Here is a 20,517-nt window from a genome sequence, read left to right as displayed (position 1 = left end):
GCTGGGGTCATGGTAACAGTTGCAAGGCGCCTTGTTGCACTGCCTGCATTGGCGGACAATGGCGGTTTTGCTTGGGCAGGCATCGGTGCCGGGAGACGAAATGACAGAGGAACGGGTAGAGCGGCTGCTGGCCCAGGTTCACGACGAGTACGGCACCATCAGTGTGCTGGAGGTCGAGGACTACCGCTTCCTTGAGTTCGGTGAGGCCATAGAGCAGAGCTGTGTGTTCACGGCCGATCCAAGCTGGCTGGAGTACGACTACACCCGTGCCATGCTGATTGGCGCGTTGTGCCATGCCGAGCCGGAAAGTGCCTTGTTCCTCGGGCTTGGTGCCGGCACCCTGACCCAGGCCTGCCTGAAGTTCCTGCCGCTGGACGATGTCGAGGTGATCGAGCTGCGCCCGGATGTGCCGCGCCTGGCCATTGAGTACCTGGGGCTGGACGACGACCCGCGGCTGTATATCCGCGTGGGCGATGCGGTGGAGCTGCTGGAAACCGCCGAAACCGCCGACCTGATTTTCGTCGACCTGTATACCGATCACGGGCCGAGCGTGGGGCATCTGGCCTGGCGCTTTTTGGAGAACTGCCAGAAACGCCTCAATCCCGGCGGTTGGCTGGTGATCAACCAGTGGGCGGCGGATGACGGCAAGCCGCTGGGGGCTGCGTTGTTGCGCGGGCTGTATCATCGGCACTACTGGGAGCTGCCGGTGAAGGAGGGTAACGTCATTCTGCTGGTTCCGGCAGACCTCGAGCAGACGCTGGACATGCCTGGCCTTGTCGCTCGGGCCGATGCATTGGCACCACGTTTGGGCTACTCGTTGCAACCGTTGATCGGAGCGATCCGCCCGGCGAGTTGAGGCGGCTGCTGCTGAAATAATCGATTCAGCCCATGCCCCGGGGCGATATGCGCGTAATCCGGGGCGCCGCTCTATGCTGTCATCTTTCGATAAAAAACTCTCACGTGAAGCGCTATTTCAGGTATAGTACGCGCCGGTCTTTTACTAGACCTCGTCTTAGGTAGTGCAATTTCCCGAAGCCAGCTTCGGCTGCGCGTCCGCACAGCGGACTCTCCTTGACGTTCCTTTTTCTTCAATCGTTTTCGCAAATCCCCGCCGACAAAGCTGCCAGGGTGACCCGTGGGTCTTACAAGGCATGCGCAGCTTTGGAGCATGGGTCTTTGCGGATGCACTTAGAGGCAGACCCATGACCCAGGAAACCGGCGGCTTCGCCGCTCTCGACCTTCATCCGAGCATTGTTGCTGCTGTATTGGCTACCGGCTACGAAGAGCCATCCGCCATTCAGCAACAATCGATCCCGATTATTCTCGCCGGTCATGACATGATCGGCCAGGCGCAGACAGGTACCGGTAAAACCGCTGCCTTCGCACTGCCAATCCTGAATCGCATCGACCCGAGCAAGCGCGAGCCGCAAGCCCTGATCCTGGCGCCAACCCGTGAGTTGGCGCTGCAAGTAGCCACCGCCTTTGAAACCTACGCCAAGCAAATGCCGGGCGTAACCGTGGTGGCCGTGTACGGTGGTGCCCCAATGGGCCCACAATTGAAAGCAATCCGTAACGGCGCGCAAATCGTCGTTGCTACCCCGGGCCGTCTCTGCGACCACCTGCGTCGTGATGAGAAAGTCCTGGCGACCGTCAATCACCTGGTGCTCGACGAAGCCGACGAAATGCTCAAGCTGGGCTTCATGGACGACCTGGAAGTCATCTTCAAGGCCATGCCGGAAAGCCGTCAGACCGTACTGTTCTCGGCGACCTTGCCTGCTTCTATCCGTGCCATCGCCGAGCGCCACCTGCGCGATCCGAAGCACGTCAAGATCCAGAGCAAGACCCAGACCGTAACGGCCATCGAGCAGGCTCACCTGATGGTCCACGCGGACCAGAAAGTAGCCGCTGTCCTGCGTTTGCTGGAAGTTGAAGAGTTCGATGCGCTGATCGCCTTCGTACGTACCAAGCAAGCGACCCTGGACCTGGCCAGCGCCCTGGAAGCCAAAGGCTACAAGGCTGCAGCACTGAACGGCGACATCGCCCAGAACCAGCGTGAGCGCGTCATCGACTCGCTCAAGGATGGCCGTCTGGACATCGTCGTCGCGACCGACGTTGCTGCTCGTGGTCTGGACGTACCGCGCATCACTCACGTGTTCAACGTTGACATGCCGTACGATCCTGAGTCTTACGTTCACCGTATTGGCCGTACTGGCCGTGCAGGTCGTGAAGGCCGTGCACTGCTGCTGGTCACCCCGCGTGAGCGTCGCATGCTGCAGGTTATCGAGCGTGTAACGGGCCAGAAAGTTGCCGAAGTTCGCCTGCCGAACGGCCAGGCTGTTCTGGATGCGCGTATCAAGAAGCTGACCAACAGCCTGGCGCCGCTGGTAGCCGACGCTGAGTCGACTCATGGCGACCTGCTGGACCGCCTGACCGCCGACATCGGTTGCAGCCCACGTGCCCTGGCTGCTGCCCTGCTGCGCAAAGCAACCAACGGTCAGGCGCTGACCCTGGAAGCGGTTGAGCGTGAGCAGCCACTGGTGCCGACCTACACTCCGCGTGAGCGTACTGCGGGTGATCGTCCAGAGCGCAGTGATCGTGAGCGTCGTGCGCCAATGCCGCTGGGCGAAGGTCGCGCTCGTTGCCGTACCGCGCTGGGTGCGCGTGATGGTATCGCTGCCAAGAACCTGCTCGGCGCTATCCTCAACGAGGGTGGCCTGGCACGTGAAGCAATCGGTCGCATCCAGGTGCGTGACAGCTTCAGCCTGGTTGAGCTGCCAGAAGACGGTCTTGAGCGTCTGCTGACCAAGCTCAAGGACACTCGCGTTGCCGGCAAGCAGCTGAAGCTGCGTCGCTACCGCGAAGATTGATCCGCGCGTCATAAAAAAATCCCCGACTGGTTCGGGGATTTTTTTTGCCTGTCGGCTGGGTGAATGGCTCAGTCGAAGCGGTAAATGTCCATTCCCAATGCACCCAGGGTGAAGCCTTGGTGAACAATGCTGAAATGCTCGCCTGCGCCGCGAGCGAAGTACAGCGGCAGCAAGTGTTCATCGCTGGGGTGGTTGCGCACCGCAAACGGTGCCTGGCGGCGATAGTCCAGCAGCGCGGCATCGTCACCGGCTTCGAGCTTTTCCACCATCCAGTCGCGGAATGCCAGTGCCCAGGGTTCTACGCTGTCCGGGCCTGCGTGCCAGGATAGCTCGCGCAGATTGTGGGTGATGCTGCCGGAGCCAATCAGCAGGATGTTTTCCTGGCGCAGCGCAGCCAGGGCATTACCAACCAGTTCCTGTAACTGTGGGCCCAGGTGGCTGGGCAGGGACACTTCTACGACCGGAATGTCGGCCTGTGGATACATCAGTGACAGCGGTACCCAGGCGCCATGGTCGAATGGGCGCTGTGGGTCGAGCGAAGCCGTCAGGCCGGCGCTCTTGAGCTGCTCGACAATCTGGGCTGCCAGTGCTGGTGCGCCGGGGGCGGGGTACTGAACGGCAAAGAGTGCCGGTGGAAAGCCGCCAAAGTCATGCCAGGTTTTCGGGCTTGGGTGGCTGCTCACGCACAACGCCTGGCTCTCCCAGTGCGCAGAGACCACGATGATGGCTTTGGGTCGAGGCAGTGCTTCTGCCAGTCGTGCGAGGGCAGGGCCGCTCTCGCCGGGTTCCAGGGCGAGCATGGGCGAACCGTGGGAAATAAACAGACTGGGCAGCATGGAAGAGGTCCTGAGGTTAAGATGGGGTTATCTTCTGTCAGTTCATTTATCTAAATCTAATATAAGTTTTCGTATCATTTGATCGAAATTTTGGAGCCATTCATGCAGCCGGAATTTTGGCATGACCGCTGGGCGCGTAATCAGATCGGTTTTCACCTGGATCAGGTCAATCCTTACCTGCAGCGACACTGGCCCAGCCTCGGCTTGATGGCAGGCGACAAGGTGCTGGTGCCCTTGTGTGGCAAGAGTCTTGATCTGTTCTGGTTGGCCGGGCAGGGATTGCGGGTGCAGGGTATTGAGTTGTCCGAGCGCGCGGTAGAGGCGTTTTTCAGCGAGCATCAGTTGCATCCGCAGGTATCTCGACGTGGCGCTTTCAAGGTCTACCAGTGCGAGGGGCTTGAGCTCTGGTGTGGCGATATCTTTGCCCTGACCGCCGAAGATGTTGGCGATTGCTCGGCCCTGTATGACCGTGCAGCGCTGATTGCCTTGCCCGCACCGATGCGCCAGCGCTATGCCAGCCACCTGCAAGCGTTGCTGGCGGCACACGCCAAGGGGCTGTTGATCACACTGGACTACGATCAATCAACGATCGACGGGCCGCCCTTTGCCGTACTTGAGGCAGAAGTCCGTGCCCTGTACGCAGGGTGGCGGGTTACCCTTGGAGAGACACGAGACATTCTCGCGGAGAGCCCAAAGTTCCAGGCAGCGGGAAGCGCGGGCTTGTTGGAGCATGTGTATCGGCTCGAACGCTGACCACAGGCCTGGCACCCCGCTGACGCCATCGCAGGCTGTAGGAGCCGGGCTTGCCCGCGATGCAAACGTCGCGAACTCACAGGCACCCCGTTGACGCCATCGCAGGCAAGCCAGCTCCAACAGAAAATGCAGCCTGTAGGAGCCGGGCTTGCCCGCGATGCAGGCGCCGCGCACTCACAGGCACCCCACTGACGCCATCACAGGCACGCCTGCTAATGCAGCCTGTAGGAGCCGGGCTTGCCCGCGATGCAAACGCCGCGAACTCACAGGCACCCCACTGACGCCATCGCAGGCAAGCCAGCTCCAACAGAGCCCGCGTAACCTGTAGGAGCCGGGCTTGCCCGCGATGCAGACGCCGCGCACTCACAGGCACCCCACCGACGCCATCGCAGGCAAGCCAGCTCCAACAGAGCCCGCGTAACCTGTAGGAGCCGGGCTTGCCCGCGATGCAAACGCCGCGAACTCACTGCCCCCCCCCCACCGACGCCATCGCAGGCAAGCCAGCTCCAACAGCGCCCGCGCAACCTGTAGGAGCCGGGCTTGCCCGCGATGCAGACGCCGCGAACTCACAGGCACCCCACTGACGCCATCGCAGGCAAGCCAGCTCCAACAGAGCCCGCGTAACCTGTAGGAGCCGGGCTTGCCCGCGATGCAGACGCCGCGTACTCACAGGCACCTCACCGACGCCATCGCAGGCAAGCCTGCTAATGCAACCTGTAGGAGCCGGGCTTGCCCGCGATGCAGACGCCGCGCACTCACAGGCACCCCACTGACGCCATCACAGGCACGCCTGCATCCCACAGGAAATGCAGCGTTCTGCACACAAAAAAAGGGCGACCTGAGTCGCCCTTTTGTCTATTGCGTAACGGTCAGCCGTGACGGCGCAGGGCGTCGATACGGTCTTCCAGCGGTGGGTGGCTCATCAGCAGACCCGCCAGGCCATGCTTGAGGCCGCCATTGATGCCGAAGGCATTCAGAGTGTCAGGCATGTGCACCGGTACGCCCTGTTCCGAACGCAGGCGCTGCAGGGCGCCAATCATGGCGTTGGTGCCGGCGAGGCGGGCACCGGCTTCGTCAGCGCGGTATTCGCGTTTACGCGAGAACCACATGACGATCATGCTGGCGAGAATGCCCAGTACCAGTTCGGCAACGATGGTCGCAACGTAGTAGGCAATACCTTGGCCTTCTTCGTTCTTGAAGATTACCTTGTCGACAAAGTTACCGATGATGCGGGCAAAGAACATCACGAAGGTGTTGACCACGCCTTGGATGAGCGCGAGGGTAACCATGTCGCCGTTGGCAACGTGGCCGATCTCGTGGGCCAGCACTGCTCGTACTTCGTCGGGTGAGAAGCGTTCCAGCAGGCCTTGGCTGACCGCTACCAGGGCGTCATTGCGGTTCCAGCCGGTCGCGAAGGCGTTGGCCTCGTAGGCAGGGAAAATACCCACTTCCGGCATCTTGATACCGGCTTCGCGGGAGAGCTCTTCAACAGTCTGGAGCAGCCATTGCTCGTGACGCGTGCGCGGCTGGCTTATGATCTGCGTGCCGGTGCTCATCTTCGCCATCCACTTGGAGATGAACAGCGAGAACAGCGAGCCGGCGAAGCCGAACACAGCACAGAAAATCAGCAGTTGATTGAGGTTGAGGTCAACCCCGTTGGCTGCCATGAACCCGTTGAAGCCAAACAGACTCAGGGTAATGCTGGCAATCAGCACAACCGCGAGGTTGGTGGCCACAAACAGCAAGATGCGCATCATGGTTGTTACGTTCTCCTGACGGATAAAAATGTAGCGTATGCGGGTATATAAGGTGCCCGCCCCGCTGATTCAACCGGGGGACTATTTCAAACTGTGTACTTACCCGCGTGGCAGGCACCGGATTTTTTCGCGCGCCAACGCTGTAATGGCTGTAGGAAAAAACCTTATTAGGTGTGAGACCTGCGCCAGGGGCGGCGCAGGCTGGTTTTGCGGTGCGTTACTGCTTGTACGTCTTGAGGAAATTGCCGATACGACCGATTGCCTGTTCCAGGTCATCCACACGTGGCAGTGTCACGACACGGAAGTGGTCCGGCCATGGCCAGTTGAACGCAGTGCCCTGGACGATCAGCAGCTTCTCGGAGAGCAGCAGGTCGAGAACAAACTTCTCGTCGTTGAAGATCGGGCAGACTTTCGGATCGATTTTCGGGAACGCATAGAGCGCACCCATCGGTTTCACGCAGCTGACGCCGGGGATGTCGTTGAGCAGTTCCCAAGTGCGATTGCGTTGCTCGAGCAGACGCCCCTGTGGCAGTACCAGGTCGTTGATGCTCTGGTAGCCGCCCAGTGCGGTCTGGATGGCGTGCTGGCTCGGTACGTTGGCACATAGGCGCATGTTGGCCAGCATGTCGATGCCTTCGATGTAGCTCTGGGCATGCAGCTTGGGCCCGGAGATGGCCAGCCAGCCGGAACGGAAGCCCGCAACCCGGTAGGACTTGGACAGGCCGTTGAAGGTCAGGCAGAGCAGGTCGGGTGCCAACGAGGCGGTGCTGATGTGCACGGCTTCGTCATAGAGAATCTTGTCGTAGATTTCGTCGGAGAACACCACCAGGTTGTGCTGACGCGCCAGCTCGAGCATGCCCAGCAGCAGTTCGCGGGAATACACCGCGCCGGTCGGGTTGTTCGGGTTGATGATCACCATGGCCTTGGTGTTTGGCGTGATCTTGGCCTTGATATCGTCCAGGTCTGGGAACCAGTCGGCCTGCTCGTCGCACAGGTAGTGAACCGGTTTGCCACCCGCCAGGCTGACTGCTGCGGTCCACAGTGGGTAGTCCGGTGCCGGGATCAGGACTTCGTCACCGTTGTTGAGCAGTGCCTGCATCGACATCACGATCAGTTCGGACACGCCGTTGCCCAGGTAGATGTCTTCGATACCGACACCTTCTACCTGTTTCTGCTGGTAGTACTGCATTACGGCCTTGCGCGCACTGAACAGGCCTTTGGAGTCGCTATAGCCTTGTGCAGTCGGCAGGTTGCGGATCACATCCTGGAGAATTTCCTCCGGTGCCTCGAAACCAAAGGGCGCCGGGTTGCCGATGTTCAGCTTGAGGATGCGGTGGCCTTCCTCTTCCAGGCGTTTGGCGTGCTTGAGCACCGGGCCGCGAATGTCATAGCAGACATTGGCGAGCTTGTTCGATTTGCTGACCTGCATGATGTGATCCCGATTAGAAAAGATCGCCGCGCATTGCGCTGTGAAAACGTTTGAAATGCGTGTAACGCGGGTGCCAGACTGGCGTCTGATGAGGCGCAATAATACGTGCCACCCGCGTTGCCGAAAAGACACGACGCGGGCTTTTTCCGTTACAGAGGTTTCCCCATGGACAAGATCGACAAAACCCTCGACGAATGGCGTGCAATGCTTGACCCGGAGCAGTACCAGGTCTGTCGTCTGAAGGGCACCGAGCGGCCGTTCAGTGGCAAGTACAACGCAACCAGGACTGATGGCGTCTACCATTGCATCTGCTGCAGTGCGCCGTTGTTCGACTCTCGGGCAAAATTCGATTCGGGCTGCGGCTGGCCCAGCTTTTACGAGCCGATTGCCGACAGCGCCATGATCGAAATCCGTGATACCTCGCACGGCATGATCCGTACCGAGGTGACGTGCGCGGTCTGCGATGCTCACCTTGGGCATGTCTTTCCCGATGGCCCGCCGCCGACAGGCCTGCGTTATTGCATCAATTCGGTGTGCCTGGACCTGGTTCCTCGAACCTGACCTGTAGACTATTCAAGGAGAGTCGGTCATGGCTGACGCACTGTTGAGCATCCCTTGCACCACGATCAAGGGCGAGCAGAAAACCCTGGTGGACTTCCCGGCCAAGGCGGTGTTGCTGGTCAATACCGCCAGCGAATGCGGGTTCACCGGGCAGTACAAGGGCCTTGAGCAGCTCTGGCAGCGTTACCGTGAGCGAGGCCTGGTGGTGCTGGCATTTCCCTGCAATCAGTTCGGTAAGCAGGAGCCGGGTGATGAACGGGCCATTGCAGGTTTCTGTGAGTTGAACTTCGGCGTCAGCTTTCCGCTGTTTGCCAAGGTCGATGTCAACGGGCCTGCGGCTCATCCCTTGTTCGTTGAGCTGAAAAAGCGAGCCCCGGGGTTGCTGGGGTCTCAGGCGATCAAGTGGAACTTCACCAAGTTCCTCTTCGATCCGGCAACGGGCCGAGTCAGTCGTTTTGCGCCCAGTACCAAGCCGGAGGCCTTGGTGGAGCAGATCGAGTCGCTGCTCAAGTGAGCACTGTCGGCAGTATGCGGCGTGTTACAGGGGCACCCACTGATTGATCAGGGTGAGCAGCTCCTCGCGGCGAAACGGTTTGGCCAGGTAGTCGTTCATGCCCGCCGCGCGGCAGCGCTCACGTTCCTCGGGCATGGCGTTGGCGGTCAGGGCGATAATCGGCAGCGTTGGCCAGCGTCCGCTCTGGCGGATCCTCCGGCTGGCCTCGTAGCCATCCATCACCGGCATGTTGCAGTCCATCAGCACCAGGTCGAAGTCGTTTCGCTCAAGCTGTTCCAGAGCCTCCACGCCTTGCTTGGCGACACTGACGTCACAGCCGAGCTTGGCCAGCATGCCTTTCGCGACCAGTTGGTTAACCGGGTTGTCCTCGACCAGCAGGATGTGTGCTCGACGCTCGCTGTTCAGGCTGCCCTGCTGGGGCGGCGAGGTGGGGCTGTCTGAGCCGTGCAGGGCGCGTTGCAATGACTGGTACAGGGCGCTGCGGGTGAGGGGGCGTGCTTGTTGTTGCAAGGGCGCCAGTTGTGCGGCGTGTTCGCTGGACAGGAAGTTACCGTATGCCGTGATCAGCAGGATCGGTGCTTTGACGGTGGGGCGCAGGTCGAACAGCCCGCTCAGGTTGTCGGTGATCAGCAGATCAGGTTGCTGTTCGGGCAGCGTGTCGAGGTTGTCGTGCCGCCGATAATCAAGGCCCCAGGCAGGCAGCAGTGTCGCCAGCAGTTCATCCAGGCCGCTGTCTGCAGTGCTGATGGCAGCAATCCGTCCTTGTAACGGTGCCGGTGCGATTGCCAGCGTGTGGGCTGGCAACGGTAACTCGGCACTGAACTGGCTGCCAAAACCTGCTTCGGAACTGATGCTGAGACGGCCTTGCATGGCCTCGCAGAGATTATTGGTCAGGGTCAGGCCCAGGCCGGTGCCACCATACTGGCGTGTGATGCCAGCCCCGGCCTGGGTGAAGGGTTGAAATATCCTGACTTGTGCATCGTAGGGAATACCGATGCCCGTATCGCAGACATCCAGGCGTACGCCGCCAGATTCGCTGCGCAGGCGTACGTCCACGCGCCCAAAGCGGGTGAATTTCAGGGCGTTGGACAGCAGGTTGCTGACGATCTGCCTTACCCGAGTCGGGTCGCCAAGCACCAGTGCTGGAAATTTCGGATCGATGAGGCAGGTGAGTTCGACGCTGGGTGCGGCATTCTGCGAAAGCAGGCTGGCGGTGTCCTCCACCAGCGTGCCGAGGTCGAACGGGATTCGTTCCAGTTCCAGCTGTCCGGCATCGAACTTGGAGAGGTCCAGAATATCGTTGAGCAGTTCCACCAGTACTTTGCCCGAGTCGTGGGCAATCGACAGTTGCTGGCGCTGTTCGGCATTCAGTGGGCTGTCCAGTGAAAGTGCGATCATGCCCAGCAAACCGTTCAGCGGTGTGCGGATTTCGTGGCTCATGTTGGCCAGGAAGGCTGCTCGAGCCTGCGCCATGTCCAGGGCGCGGCGTCGGGCGACTTCGAGTTCTTCATTGGAACGGCTGAGGCTTGCGTTGCTGGCCCGCAGTTCATTGGTGCGTGCCGAGACGATGTTTTCCAGTTCGCTCAGGTAGTCAGTCAGGCGATTTTCGGCATTGCGCCGTTGTTGGATCTCGGTCGCCATGCTGACGAATTGCTGGTTGGCGACTTTTACCAATACCCCAATCTCATCCTGTTCATGGCCTGGCGGGAAGGAGAGCTTGTTTTGGTTGGGGTTGCGTGAGTCACTGTTGCTCAGCGCACGGATTACCCGAACCAGCGGTTTGGTCAGCATGAAGTAAAACAGGGTCAGCAGAATGCACGTCAGCACCAGGCTGCGTACAAAGCCGCTGAGCAGGGTGACTTCCGCACGTTTCAGGAAGCGGCTGCCGAAGGCGAAGGTATCGACTTCCAGAAACAGCGTGCCGAGGTACTCATCCGGCATGTGGCTGAGCTGCAGGCGTTCCTGGAATTCACGATGTTCGCCGAACAGAAAATCGCTGAGCACCCGGTAGCGGCTTTCCAGGCGTGGGCGCTGGACATCAGCCAATACGGTGTCGTTGTTGTCGATCAGGCGTACCTGGATGATCGCGGGAGACTGCAGCAGGCCCTGAGCCAGTTCCTGGGCGAGCTCCGAGTCGATGTTGTAGGCAATTCGGGAGGCCGGGTTGTGACTGATTTCCAGGAGTGCACGCATCTCGCGGTTGATGGAGGCGTCTTCACTGGCATAATCGATGCCGATCTGGAGAAGACTGAGCAAGGTACCCAGGACGAAGCCTGCCAGGACTGTCAGCCTGGCTTGCTTATAGGACAGGCGATTGGTGAACTTGATATCCATGGGTTCCGAGCCAGTTTCACATTCCGTGCGCTGCGCAAGCATAGCCGATCAGCCCCGGCTCCTGGCACGTCCTGTTGCATATTCCGCTTGCCCATTTGCCTGAATCTGTCTTGAGGAATTGATGTGGACTCTCGTGTGAATGCTTTTCTTGAGCGCGCTGAAGCTGTATTGGCGCGGTTGGAACCTCTTTTGCCTGCGCCACGCCCGGCCATTGATTGGGGGCATTGCCTGGCTGCCCGTTGGCAGCGTGAAGGGCGCAGTGGCTTCCTGCTGCCGCTGGACGTGAGCCTGGACATGCGTTTGTCCGACCTGATCGGCATCGATCAGCAGCGTGAGCAGTTAAGGCGCAATACCCGTCAGTTTCTCGATGGCATGCCGGCCAATCATGCGCTGCTGTGGGGATCGCGTGGTACGGGTAAATCGTCGTTGGTGCGTGCGTTGCTGGCGGAGTATGCGACGGCAGGTTTGCGGTTGATCGAAATCGAGCGTGACCACTTGGCGGATTTGCCGCGGGTGGTTGAGCAGTTGCACAAACTGCCTCAGCGCTTTGTGTTGTTCTGTGACGACCTCTCGTTCGAGGCCGGGGAGAGCGACTATCGCGTGCTCAAAAGTGTGCTGGATGGTTCGTTGGAGCAGGCGCCGGACAATGTGCTGTTGTACGCCACGTCCAACCGTCGGCACCTCGTGCCAGAGAAGCAGAGCGACAATGAAAACTGGAAAATGATCGACGGCGAGCTTCACCCCAACGAGGCAGTGGAGGACAAGATCGCCCTGTCTGACCGTTTTGGCCTGTGGCTGTCGTTCTATCCCTTCACTCAGGAACACTTTCTGGATGTGGTCGAGCACTGGATCAGTCAGCTGGCGCAAGCCTCGGACCTGGTCTGGGTGCGTGATGAAACACTGGAAAAGGCTGCGATTCGCTGGGCCACGGGGCGTGGCAATCGTAATGGCCGTTGTGCTTATCAGTTCGCCCGTTACTGGGTAGGACTTAAATTGCTGGAGCAGAAACATGATTGATTTGAATGCAACCGGTGCCGGCTTGTCTGGCTATGGTCTGCTGGCTGCGCAACTGGAGGCCTTGCTGGCTGACGAGCGCGACTTTATTGCCAATGCTGCTCAGTTCTCGGCCTTTCTCTATAGCCAGGTCGATGACCTGAACTGGGCGGGCTTCTACCTTAATCGTAACGAAGAGTTGGTGTTGGGGCCGTTTCAGGGGCAGGTTGCCTGTGTGCGTATTCCGTTTGGCCGTGGGGTGTGCGGTGCCGCTGCCGCTACTCGGCAGACCCAGCGGGTTGAAGATGTGCATGCGTTTCCAGGGCACATTGCCTGCGACAGCGCCTCGAACAGCGAGCTGGTGATCCCGCTGGTCAAGGACGGGTGCTTGATTGGGGTGCTGGACCTGGACAGCCCGAAGCTTGCGCGGTTTACGGTTGAGGATCAGGCCGGGCTGGAACGTCTTGCCGAGATCTTCCTGCGCTCAACGGACTGCTCCCGGGGGAGGTAGGCAGCACGCTGCTCACGGGCAAGTCTGCTTCCAGGGTGTTGCACACGGTATGGAAGCGGGGCTCGCTAACATTGCAGGCGTTGTGTTCTCACTGACACCCCCTGATGCCGTTGCAGGGGGTGTTTCCTGTTTCAGTCGTAGATGACTTTCTTCTTCCAGTCTTCCGTGGTGTCGGACTTCAAGCCCTCGGTGAGTTCGTTGACCTCGTCTTCGGCAGGTTCAAGCGTACTCAGCACCTGTGCATTGGCGCGCGCCAGCAGCTTCTCCATATAAGCGAGCTGCTCCTGGTAGACAGCAGGTTCCGGCTGCTTTCGCAGGTATTGCACGCCGCGCTCGAAGGCCAGGCGGGCATGGCCCGGTTGGTTCTGCTGCAAGGCCTGTTGGCCCAGGTTGTTGAAGAACTCGATATGCAGCAGCACCAGAATATGACGGACTTCCTTGACCCAGTACTTGGCTTCGTTGGTCGGCAGGAAACCTTCCTGGGCTGCACGGGTCACTTGATTGTGCAAGCCTTCAAGTAGAAAGCGCACATCCTTGGCGCGGGCTTCGGTCTGGATCGGCCCTGGCGGATTGTTTACCGGCAAGGCCTCACCTTTGGCAATCAATCCTTCCAGTTCGGCGATGCGTGCCTTGATCTCACTGTTGTGCTTGTCCAGCGCCAGTTGGCGCAGGTTCAGGTTGAGCTCCAGGCGAGTCAGCAGCAGCTTCAATGCCGGGGTCATCAACTGGCCAGGAAAGGTTTCTGTGATTTCGCCACAACGGCGCAGGCGTTCGGCCAGCTCGACTTTCAGTCGGGCCCGCTCCAGCTTGTTGTTCTCGACTACATTGTTCAGGTAGCCGATCACGATCAATAGTGCGATCCCGGCCACTATAAGCAGGGTGATCAGAAGTGGTGTCACCGTTAACGCCTCATGCAGGGTTATTTACCGTTTGAGTGTAGTGGCTTAGCTTTTAACCGGATAGACCTGTTCGAGGGTCGTCGCTTATCAGTAAAGGCGCAGTGCCTTCCCCTGTGTCGGCTGATCCTGCCGAGCCTTGAGCGTGCTGGAAAGCAGGGGGAAGTCATTGATTTAAATAAATTTGTATCTGGGGGTTGACGACTCTTCAAAGCACCCCTAGAATGCGCGCCACTTGCAGCGTAAAGCACACAGCGAAACGCGGCAGGGAGTGAAAAGTTGTAGTGTGTCCCCTTCGTCTAGTGGCCTAGGACACCGCCCTTTCACGGCGGTAACAGGGGTTCGAGTCCCCTAGGGGACGCCAATGCGGGAATAGCTCAGTTGGTAGAGCACGACCTTGCCAAGGTCGGGGTCGCGAGTTCGAGTCTCGTTTCCCGCTCCAGTTTTAACGGTCTTGCTCAAGGGCAGGGCTGGTAAGAAAATCCAGGTTAGGGTCTAAGATTCTGATCTGGTCACTGAAACATGCGTTGCATGTTTTGGGCAGCGTCCCCTTCGTCTAGTGGCCTAGGACACCGCCCTTTCACGGCGGTAACAGGGGTTCGAGTCCCCTAGGGGACGCCATTTTGCGGGAATAGCTCAGTTGGTAGAGCACGACCTTGCCAAGGTCGGGGTCGCGAGTTCGAGTCTCGTTTCCCGCTCCAATTCAAAGAAAACGCCGTTCGATTGAACGGCGTTTTTTTTTGCCTTTGAAAAGCCCATGCACGGTATTTTCCGCCTCAGGATCAGGCCTGTGCGGTTTGCTGCTCTGGCTTTGCTGCGCTGGTCGTTGTGTCAGTGGCCTTGAGCGGTGTTCAGGCAGCGCCCTTGAAGAGCCCTGCCTTCACCTTTGCGTTGTCTTAGTGCTTGCTGTCGTCGTTCGACATGCTCAGCAGCTGTTTTTCCTGGTTCCAGTCGAATGGCTCGTCATTCTGCTCCGCTTCGTAGCGGCGCTCTTCCAGTGCCTGATACAGGTCCAGCTCATCGTCTGGCATGAAATGCAGGCAATCGCCACCGAAGAACCACAGCAGGTCGCGTGGCACCAGGTGGGCAATCTGTGGGTAACGCTGAATGACCTGGCACATCAGGTCCTGGCCCAGGTATTGGCTTTCCAGTGGGTCTTGTGGAAGTTGCGTCAGCAGTTCGTCGAAGCGTTCGAGGAACAGGGCATGGCTCTCTTCCGGTACCTGTTCGGCTTCGCCCAGTGCAACCAGGATGGTGCGCAGGTGGTTGAGCAGGTTGAGATGGTAATCCAGATGCGCGTTGGCCATGCTGGCGATCCTCTTGAGCAAAACGGGCGCGGGAGTATACGGCCCCCGGCGCCCGATGTCCCGGTTCGATTGCCTTTAGCGCACCTTGCCGGCGACCGGTAGCAGTGCATCCTTGTCGAAGGCGTCCACGTCAATGACCCGGCGTCGCGCCCGTTCTGCAGCGTGCAGGGTGAGTGCTTCGCTGGCCTGAAGCACACCAGCCTGCAAGGCTGCGTCAATGGGGGGCTGCCCGGGCGCGGGCACTACCTGACCGCTTTTCAGGGCCTGGTGCAGGGTGTGCTGCAATGGTTCACTGGCGACGAGTTGTTGGCTGGCATGGTGCAGGGCGCCAACCGGGTCTTCGGGGTTCTCTGGCCGGTAGCAGCCGGACAGCAGCGCCTCCAGTGCCGGGTCGCCTTGCGCTCGACCGATCAGCGCCGCGACTTCAGCGTCCAGTTCATCGCTTGGGCCGGTATGGCGGCGCCCAAACGGAAACACCAGCAGCCGCAGCGCGCAGCCGAGAAAGCGATTGGGGAAGTTGTCGAGCAGGCGGTCCAGGGCTTTTTCAGATTGGCCGAGGTTTTCTTCCATGGCCCAGCGCAGCAACGGTTGCAAGTGATTGGGTGACGCCTGGTCGTAATAGTGCTTCAGTGCTGCCGAGCTCAGGTACAGGTGGCTGAGCACATCACCCAGGCGAGCCGAAAGCCGTTCGCGCCGTTTCAAGCTGCCTCCCAGCAGCATCATGCACAGGTCTGCCAGCAAGGCAAAGGCGGCAGCCTGGCGATTCAGGGCGCGGAAATAGCCTTGGCTGAGTGCGTCGCCCGGCGCTTTCTCGAAATGCCCCAGGCCAAGGCCGAGTATCAGGGTGCTGGCGGCATTGCCCATGGCAAAACTGATGTGGCGCAGCACAAGGGCGTCGAACTCCTTGAGTGCCTGATCGTGGTCCTCGCGCCCGGCCAAGGCCATTTCCTTGAGTACAAAGGGGTGGCAGCGGATGGCCCCCTGACCAAAGATCATCAGGTTGCGCGAAAGGATATTGGCGCCTTCGACGGTGATGAAGATTGGCGCACCTTGCCAATTGCGCCCCAGGTAATTGTTCGGCCCCATGATGATGCCCTTGCCGCCATGAACGTCCATGGCGTGCTGGATGCATTCGCGGCCGCGCTCGGTCAGGTGGTACTTGAGAATGGCAGAGAGGACCGACGGTTTTTCCCCGAGATCGACCGCCTTGGCCGTCAGTATGCGAGCGCTGTCCATCAACCAGGCGTTGCCGGCGATGCGCGCAAGGGATTCCTGGATTCCTTCGAAGGCGGCCAGCGGCACGTTGAACTGCTCACGAATTCGCGCGTATTGGCCGGTCACCAGGCTGGTGTACTTGGCAACGCCTGTACCCACAGCCGGCAGTGAGATGGAGCGACCCACCGAGAGGCAGTTCATCAGCATCATCCAGCCTTTGCCCAGCATGGCTTGGCCGCCGATGAGGTAATCCAGCGGTATGAACACATCCTTGCCGCTGTTTGGGCCGTTCATGAAGGCGGCACCGAGCGGTAGATGACGTTTGCCGATCTCGACACCGGGCGTGTCGGTAGGAATCAGCGCCAGGCTGATGCCGAGGTCGTCTACGTCGCCCAGCAGGTGTTCGGGGTCGTAGGCTTTGAAGGCCAGGCCCAGCAGGGTGGCTACCGGGCCAAGGGTGATGTAGCGCTTTTCCCAGTTCAGGCGCAGGCCGAGCACTTCCTGACCTTGCCATTGGCCCTTGCAGACGATGCCGGTGTCGGGCATCGACCCGGCATCGGAGCCGGCCAGTGGCCCTGTCAGGGCAAAGCAGGGGATTTCATCGCCGCGTGCAAGGCGAGGCAGGTAATGGTTGCGTTGTGCTTCGGTGCCATAGTGCAGCAGCAGTTCGGCAGGGCCCAGTGAGTTGGGAACCATCACGGTGGAGGCCAGATCGCCGCTGCGGGTCGCCAGTTTCATGGCGACCTGTGAGTGGGCATAGGCCGAGAACCCCTTGCCGCCATATGCTTTGGGAATGATCAGGGCGAAGAAGCCCTGTTCCTTGATAAAGGCCCAGGCCTCAGGGGGCAGGTCGAGATCCTGGCTGATCTGCCAGTCGCTGACCATGGCGCAGAGCTGTTCGGTCGGGCCGTCAATGAAGGCCTGTTCCTCTTCGCTCAATTGTGCTTTTGGGTACGCCAGCAGGGTGTTCCAGTTCGGGCGACCGCTGAACAGCTCGCCATCCCACCACACCGTACCGGCATCGATTGCGTCGCGCTCGGTTTGTGACAGGGGGGGGAGCGTGCGCTGGAACCAGGCAAACAAGGGGGCGCTGAACCATTTACGGCGCAATTCTGGCAGCACAAAAATGCATGACTTGATGATCAGCATCAACCAGAGCAGGGTCATCAACCACGTGGGGGCGCTGCTGAACAGGCCCATTGCCAGCAAGTAGGCAGCAACGATGCCCAGAATCGGCAGTACAGCGATGCGGCGATGCATCAAGTAGGCTGAACCGACTACGAGAACCACGAACCACAACAGCAACATAGGTCTTCCTCCGTGAAACGTCAGGGCAACGGGTCGTCCCTGACAGCGTAGACGGCATCGCCCAAACGGCCGCCTCAGATCACTGACCGTGGCGCTGGGCAGGTGTTCAGTAGTGAGTGTGTCGAACGATTACCTGAGCAAACGACTGGGTTAGACTGAGGGCACCACAAATGGCTTAAGGATTTGTCATGCTCAAGATTTGGGGCCGAAAGAACTCGACCAATGTCAGGAAGGTACTGTGGTGTGCAGAAGAGCTGGGCCTGGACTACCAGTCGATTGACGCTGGCGGTGCTTTCGGGGTGGTGCAAGAGCCGGAATACCTGGCGAAGAATCCGAATGGGCTGGTGCCACTGATCGAAGAGGACGGCCTGGTGCTGTGGGAGTCCAACACCATCGTGCGCTATCTGGCGGCACGTCATGCGCCGGATTCGAGCTGGTACCCGAGTGATGTTCGGCAGCGGGCCGAGGCGGAAAAATGGATGGACTGGGTAACGTCCTCCTTGGCTACGCCGTTTCGCCCATTGTTTTGGGGCATGCTGCGGACACCGGCAGAACAGCGTGATTGGGTCGCCATCAACGCAGCGCACAAGACCTGCGCCCAGGTCTTGTCAATTGCCGATCAGGCGCTGGCGCGGCAACCTTACCTCAGCGGTGATGCACTCGGCTTTGGCGATGTGCCGCTGGGCTGTTTCGCCTATGCCTGGTTCGAGATGCCCATTGAGCGTCCAGAGATGCGTCACCTGCGTGCCTGGTATGAACGGCTGAAAGAGCGCCCGGCCTATCAGGTTGCCGTGATGACGGCGCTGACCTGATTGCAGCGCTTATTCTGATAGTTATTATCGATACACGTGACTGTACTTGTGTGGCCGCGCCCCTCACCATGGCCACTCAGCCTGTTGTTCTTAAACCCTTCCACACTGGTGCATAGACCCGTTATGAGTTCTGCTCTGTCCATAAGGCAGCTAACCAAGACCTACGGCAACGGCTTCCAGGCCCTCAAGGGCATTGACCTGGATGTCGCCGAAGGTGACTTTTTTGCCTTGCTCGGCCCCAACGGCGCCGGCAAATCCACCACCATCGGCATCCTCTCCACGCTGGTGAACAAGACCAGCGGTACCGTGAAGGTCTTTGGCCATGACCTGGACCGCGAACCGGCCGCGCTCAAGCGCTGCCTTGGCGTGGTGCCCCAGGAGTTCAACTTCAACCAGTTCGAGAAGACGTTCGACATCGTCGTGACCCAGGCGGGTTACTACGGCATTCCGTCGAAGGTGGCCAAGGCCCGTGCCGAGCAGTATTTGACCCAACTGGGGCTGTGGGACAAGCGCGATGTGCCATCGCGTTCGTTGTCCGGTGGCATGAAGCGCCGCCTGATGATTGCCCGGGCGCTGGTTCATGAGCCGCGCTTGCTGATCCTCGATGAGCCAACCGCTGGTGTGGACATCGAGTTGCGGCGTTCGATGTGGAGTTTCCTGACTGAGCTGAACGAGCAGGGCATCACCATCATCCTGACGACGCATTACCTCGAAGAGGCTGAGCAACTGTGCCGCAACATCGGCATCATTGATCACGGCACCATTGTCGAAAACACCAGCATGCGCAAACTGCTGGGTTCCTTGCATGTGGAGACCTTCCTGCTCGACCTTAAGCAGGAGTTGCCACAGGCCCCGCAGTTGGCCGGCTACCCGTGCCGACTGATCAGCCCGCACACCCTGGAAGTCCAGGTGGACAAGGCCGCGGGCATCACCGCGCTGTTCGGCCAGTTGGCCCTGCAGAACATCGAGGTGCAAAGCCTGCGTAACAAAACCAACCGTCTTGAGGAGCTGTTTGTGTCCCTGGTGGAGAAGAATCTGGCGAAGGTGGCGGTATGAGTTCGGAGCTGCGCGGCAATCTGGTCGCCCTCAACACTATCGTCTACCGCGAAGTGCGCCGTTTTACCCGGATCTGGCCGCAGACCCTGCTGCCGCCGGCGATCACCATGGTCTTGTATTTCGTGATCTTCGGTAACCTGATCGGTCGGCAGATCGGTGATATGGGTGGCTTCACCTATATGGAATACATCGTGCCGGGCCTGATCATGATGTCGGTGATCACCAACTCCTATGGCAACGTGGTTTCCAGTTTCTTTGGCAGCAAGTTCCAGCGCTCCATCGAGGAACTGATGGTCTCGCCAGTGTCGCCACACACCATCCTTATTGGCTACACCCTGGGTGGCGTGTTGCGCGGGTTGGCGGTAGGGGTCATCGTGACCCTGTTGTCACTGTTCTTTACCCAACTGCAGGTGCACCATCTGGGTGTAACGGTGTTGGTGGTGTTGCTGACGGCAACGATCTTCTCGCTGTTGGGCTTCATCAACGCAGTGTTTGCACGTAATTTCGACGATATCTCGATTATCCCGACATTCGTGCTGACCCCGTTGACCTACCTGGGGGGCGTTTTCTACTCGATCAACCTGCTGCCGCCGTTCTGGCAGACGGTATCGTTGGCCAATCCCGTGCTGCACATGGTCAACTCGTTCCGCTACGGCATTCTGGGCGTGTCCGATATTCGCATTGGCGTGGCCATCAGCTTCATGCTGGTCGCGACCGCCGTGCTGTACGTCGGCTGCGTGCGGCTACTGGTCAGTGGTCGAGGAATGCGTAGCTGATTTTTCCTTGCGCTGGCGCCACTGCCTGCCCACCCACCAGCGCCAATAGAGCATGGTCAGGCAGTAGGCCAGCCCACCCAGCAGCAGGCCGCAGACCACTGAGCCCAGCAGGAAGGGTTGCCACAGTGTCGAGAGCTGATCGGTGATCCATTCCCAGGTCAGCTCGTCGGGCAGGGTGCGGGGAGGGATCTGCATCAGCCAGGCGCCCATCTGATAGGTGCAGAAGAACACCGGCGGCATGGTAATCGGGTTGGTCAGCCAGACCAGGCTGACGGAAATCGGCATGTTGCCCCGCGCCAGTATTGCCAGGCTGGCGGCCAGCAACATTTGCATCGGGATCGGTATGAATGCGGCGAACAGGCCGACAGCCATGGCGCGTGCCACTGAATGGCGATTCAGGTGCCAGAGGTTGGGGTCGTGCAGCAGTCGCCCGAGAAAGCGTAAGGATTTGTGTTCCCGAATGCTGGTCGGATCGGGCATGTAGCGTTTGAAAAGTCGACGCGGCATGTGGGTTCTCGGCGTTCTTGATCCGCCAGTATGCACGGATTCTAAAAGCCTCCAATTCAGACTTTGTGACAATTAATAAGCAAGC

The 20,517-nt window shown here is 59.6% G+C and carries 18 protein-coding genes and 4 tRNA genes; 14 read left to right on the top strand and 8 right to left on the bottom strand.

Features of this window, described 5'->3' with window-relative positions:
- Positions 1–100: 100 nt before the first annotated feature.
- Positions 101–856: a spermidine synthase gene (locus tag ACZ9H3_RS08995; protein WP_065760473.1), complete on the top strand. Its 756-nt coding sequence runs from the start codon at positions 101–103 to the stop codon at positions 854–856.
- Positions 857–1,202: 346 nt separating this feature from the next.
- Positions 1,203–2,867 carry a DEAD/DEAH box helicase gene (locus ACZ9H3_RS08990; RefSeq protein WP_065760472.1) on the top strand — a complete coding sequence of 555 codons (1,665 nt, stop codon included), beginning with the start codon at positions 1,203–1,205 and terminating at the stop codon, positions 2,865–2,867.
- Between the two features lie 68 nt (positions 2,868–2,935).
- Here ACZ9H3_RS08990 and ACZ9H3_RS08985 read toward each other — a convergent pair whose 3' ends face one another.
- Entirely contained in the window at positions 2,936–3,703 is a 768-nt protein-coding gene (locus tag ACZ9H3_RS08985; protein ID WP_476220421.1) for a DODA-type extradiol aromatic ring-opening family dioxygenase, read from the bottom strand.
- A 102-nt stretch (positions 3,704–3,805) separates the two neighbouring features.
- Between ACZ9H3_RS08985 and ACZ9H3_RS08980 the strand changes: the two genes are divergently transcribed.
- Positions 3,806–4,456 carry a thiopurine S-methyltransferase gene (locus ACZ9H3_RS08980; protein WP_454242107.1) on the top strand — a complete coding sequence of 217 codons (651 nt, stop codon included), beginning with the start codon at positions 3,806–3,808 and terminating at the stop codon, positions 4,454–4,456.
- Between the two features lie 869 nt (positions 4,457–5,325).
- On the opposite strand, the gene htpX is transcribed toward ACZ9H3_RS08980, so the two are convergent.
- Positions 5,326–6,213: a protease HtpX gene (gene htpX / locus ACZ9H3_RS08975; protein ID WP_065760469.1), complete on the bottom strand. Its 888-nt coding sequence runs from the start codon at positions 6,211–6,213 to the stop codon at positions 5,326–5,328.
- Positions 6,214–6,430: 217 nt separating this feature from the next.
- The gene (locus tag ACZ9H3_RS08970; RefSeq protein ID WP_065760468.1) at positions 6,431–7,642 is read right to left on the bottom strand and encodes a pyridoxal phosphate-dependent aminotransferase; all 1,212 of its coding nucleotides are present in this window, start codon (positions 7,640–7,642) and stop codon (positions 6,431–6,433) included.
- A gap of 165 nt (positions 7,643–7,807) precedes the next feature.
- On the opposite strand from ACZ9H3_RS08970, the gene msrB reads away from it, so the two are divergent.
- Complete coding sequence (gene msrB / locus ACZ9H3_RS08965; protein ID WP_065760467.1) at positions 7,808–8,203, top strand: peptide-methionine (R)-S-oxide reductase MsrB; 396 nt, start codon at positions 7,808–7,810, stop codon at positions 8,201–8,203.
- A 28-nt stretch (positions 8,204–8,231) separates the two neighbouring features.
- Positions 8,232–8,717, top strand: a complete 486-nt coding sequence (locus ACZ9H3_RS08960) for a glutathione peroxidase (protein WP_065760466.1) — start codon at positions 8,232–8,234, stop codon at positions 8,715–8,717.
- A 24-nt stretch (positions 8,718–8,741) separates the two neighbouring features.
- Here ACZ9H3_RS08960 and ACZ9H3_RS08955 read toward each other — a convergent pair whose 3' ends face one another.
- Positions 8,742–11,093, bottom strand: coding sequence for a response regulator (locus ACZ9H3_RS08955; protein ID WP_476220416.1), 2,352 nt, complete (start codon positions 11,091–11,093; stop codon positions 8,742–8,744).
- Between the two features lie 81 nt (positions 11,094–11,174).
- Here ACZ9H3_RS08955 and ACZ9H3_RS08950 point away from each other — a divergent pair, with 81 nt between their 5' ends.
- The gene (locus tag ACZ9H3_RS08950) at positions 11,175–12,068 is read left to right on the top strand and encodes an ATP-binding protein (RefSeq protein WP_099775467.1); all 894 of its coding nucleotides are present in this window, start codon (positions 11,175–11,177) and stop codon (positions 12,066–12,068) included.
- The gene (locus tag ACZ9H3_RS08945) at positions 12,061–12,555 is read left to right on the top strand and encodes a GAF domain-containing protein (protein ID WP_330523469.1); all 495 of its coding nucleotides are present in this window, start codon (positions 12,061–12,063) and stop codon (positions 12,553–12,555) included. The genes ACZ9H3_RS08950 and ACZ9H3_RS08945 overlap by 8 nt, the downstream gene beginning before the upstream one ends.
- A gap of 131 nt (positions 12,556–12,686) precedes the next feature.
- On the opposite strand, the gene ACZ9H3_RS08940 is transcribed toward ACZ9H3_RS08945, so the two are convergent.
- The gene (locus ACZ9H3_RS08940; RefSeq protein WP_065760462.1) at positions 12,687–13,454 is read right to left on the bottom strand and encodes a hypothetical protein; all 768 of its coding nucleotides are present in this window, start codon (positions 13,452–13,454) and stop codon (positions 12,687–12,689) included.
- A 285-nt stretch (positions 13,455–13,739) separates the two neighbouring features.
- On the opposite strand from ACZ9H3_RS08940, the gene ACZ9H3_RS08935 reads away from it, so the two are divergent.
- The 4 genes from ACZ9H3_RS08935 (at position 13,740) to ACZ9H3_RS08920 (ending at position 14,152) form a co-directional block, all read left to right on the top strand.
- Positions 13,740–13,815: transfer RNA gene (locus ACZ9H3_RS08935), tRNA-Glu, on the top strand.
- A 2-nt stretch (positions 13,816–13,817) separates the two neighbouring features.
- Positions 13,818–13,893 (top strand) — tRNA-Gly (locus ACZ9H3_RS08930).
- Between the two features lie 103 nt (positions 13,894–13,996).
- Positions 13,997–14,072 (top strand) — tRNA-Glu (locus ACZ9H3_RS08925).
- A 4-nt stretch (positions 14,073–14,076) separates the two neighbouring features.
- Positions 14,077–14,152, top strand: a tRNA-Gly gene (locus tag ACZ9H3_RS08920).
- Positions 14,153–14,347: 195 nt separating this feature from the next.
- Here ACZ9H3_RS08920 and ACZ9H3_RS08915 read toward each other — a convergent pair.
- Positions 14,348–14,758, bottom strand: coding sequence for a PA2817 family protein (locus ACZ9H3_RS08915; RefSeq protein ID WP_065761473.1), 411 nt, complete (start codon positions 14,756–14,758; stop codon positions 14,348–14,350).
- Between the two features lie 75 nt (positions 14,759–14,833).
- Positions 14,834–17,281 (bottom strand): acyl-CoA dehydrogenase, encoded by a 2,448-nt coding sequence (locus tag ACZ9H3_RS08910; protein ID WP_476220411.1) that lies wholly within the window; start codon positions 17,279–17,281, stop codon positions 14,834–14,836.
- 188 nt (positions 17,282–17,469) lie between these two features.
- Between ACZ9H3_RS08910 and ACZ9H3_RS08905 the strand changes: the two genes are divergently transcribed.
- The 3 genes from ACZ9H3_RS08905 (at position 17,470) to ACZ9H3_RS08895 (ending at position 19,925) form a co-directional block, all read left to right on the top strand.
- Positions 17,470–18,093 carry a glutathione S-transferase family protein gene (locus tag ACZ9H3_RS08905; protein WP_476220410.1) on the top strand — a complete coding sequence of 208 codons (624 nt, stop codon included), beginning with the start codon at positions 17,470–17,472 and terminating at the stop codon, positions 18,091–18,093.
- A 123-nt stretch (positions 18,094–18,216) separates the two neighbouring features.
- Complete coding sequence (locus tag ACZ9H3_RS08900) at positions 18,217–19,149, top strand: ABC transporter ATP-binding protein (protein ID WP_476220408.1); 933 nt, start codon at positions 18,217–18,219, stop codon at positions 19,147–19,149.
- Positions 19,146–19,925 (top strand): ABC transporter permease, encoded by a 780-nt coding sequence (locus ACZ9H3_RS08895; RefSeq protein WP_099775464.1) that lies wholly within the window; start codon positions 19,146–19,148, stop codon positions 19,923–19,925. The genes ACZ9H3_RS08900 and ACZ9H3_RS08895 overlap by 4 nt, the downstream gene beginning before the upstream one ends.
- Here ACZ9H3_RS08895 and ACZ9H3_RS08890 read toward each other — a convergent pair.
- Positions 19,893–20,432 (bottom strand): DUF2062 domain-containing protein, encoded by a 540-nt coding sequence (locus tag ACZ9H3_RS08890; protein ID WP_065761468.1) that lies wholly within the window; start codon positions 20,430–20,432, stop codon positions 19,893–19,895. The genes ACZ9H3_RS08895 and ACZ9H3_RS08890 overlap by 33 nt on opposite strands.
- Positions 20,433–20,517 lie beyond the last annotated feature (85 nt).

The sequence above is a fragment of the Pseudomonas sp. TE3910 genome (assembly GCF_056279025.1).
This window is presented reverse-complemented; position numbering and strand designations above follow the sequence as displayed.